The organism is Streptomyces sp. NPDC032198 (genome assembly GCF_040636975.1).
In the GTDB taxonomy this organism is placed as follows: domain Bacteria; phylum Actinomycetota; class Actinomycetes; order Streptomycetales; family Streptomycetaceae; genus Streptomyces.
This window is the reverse complement of the sequence record NZ_JBEZVL010000051.1, coordinates 1-1,210: the sequence shown is the minus strand read 5'-3', so window position 1 is coordinate 1,210 and position 1,210 is coordinate 1. Positions and strand designations below refer to the sequence as shown.

Sequence of the window (1,210 nt, the reverse complement as noted above, 5' to 3'; positions counted from 1 at the left end):
CCTTCGGGGTCGCTGCGGGACTCCTTGAACCACGGGTGCTGATCACTGGTGTGGTTCATCACGAAGTCGATGATCACGCGCATGCCCCGCTGATGGGCCGCATCGATGAATTCGACGAAATCCCCCAGGTCGCCGAACTCGGGTAGCACGGCGATGTAATTGGCCACGTCGTAACCGCCGTCGCGCAGTGGTGACGTGAAGAAGGGCGGCAGCCAGAGGCAGTCCACGCCCAGCCACTGCAGATAGTCCAGCTTGGCGGTGATGCCCTTGAGGTCACCGATGCCGTCCCCGTCACTGTCGTGGAAGGAGCGGACCAGGACCTCGTAGAAGACGGCGCGCTTGAACCACTCGGGGTCTCGGTCATTGGCGGGCGCGTCCTCGAACAGGTCGGACACCGGCTCGTTGATGGTCATGCATCCTCCGTTGCCGCAGAGCTGGGGGCGCGTGCTTCTTGCCCGGCCTCGACTTACTCGGCCTCGACCGCGCAGACGTGCGCGGGGGAGGCGCCCGGTGTCAGACGTACGAAAGTGGACTCGCCCCATGTGTAGGTCGCGTCGCCCAGTTCGTCGTGCACGCGGAAGGTGGATCCGGGGGCGAGGTTCAGACGGGTGAGGTCGAGGCGCACGGTCGCCTGCTGGGTGTGGTGCGGGTCGAGGTTGACGACCACCAGCACCGTGTCGCCGGGCTCATGACGGCTGTACGCGATCACCTGGTCGTTGTCCACGGGGTGGAAGTGCACGTTGCGCAGCCCGTGCAGCGCCGGATGGCGTCGGCGGATCGCGTTGAGCGTGGTGATCAGCGGCGAGATGGTGCGTTCCGCACGCTCCGCCGATTCCCAGTCACGGGGCCGCAGTTGGTACTTCTCGGAGTCCAGATAGTCCTCGCTGCCGGGCTTGAGGGGCGCGTCCTCGCAGAGTTCGTATCCGCTGTAGACGCCCCATGCCGGGGAGAGGGTCGCGGCGAGCACCGCGCGCAGTTCGAAGGCGGGGCGTCCGCCGTTCTGGAGGAACTCGGGCAGGATGTCCGGGGTGTTGACGAAGAAGTTCGGCCGCATGCAGGCGGCTGATTCCCCTGCCAACTCCTCTACGTATTCCGTGAGTTCGGTCTTCGTGTTGCGCCAGGTGAAGTAGGTGTAGGACTGCTGGAAGCCGATCGCGGCGAGGGTGCGCATCATGGCCGGGCGGGTGAAGGCCTCCGCCAGGAAGATGAC

At 65.7% G+C, this 1,210-nt stretch carries 2 protein-coding genes; both read right to left on the bottom strand.

Features of this window, described 5'->3' with window-relative positions:
• Window positions 1-413 (bottom strand): alpha-amylase family glycosyl hydrolase (locus AB0E78_RS41855; RefSeq protein ID WP_361844973.1); only part of this gene is annotated, 413 nt, incomplete at its 3' end.
• Between the two features lie 53 nt (window positions 414-466).
• Window positions 467-1,210, bottom strand: a 744-nt coding sequence (locus tag AB0E78_RS41850) for a DUF3459 domain-containing protein (protein WP_361844971.1), incomplete at its 5' end; no start/stop codon positions are given.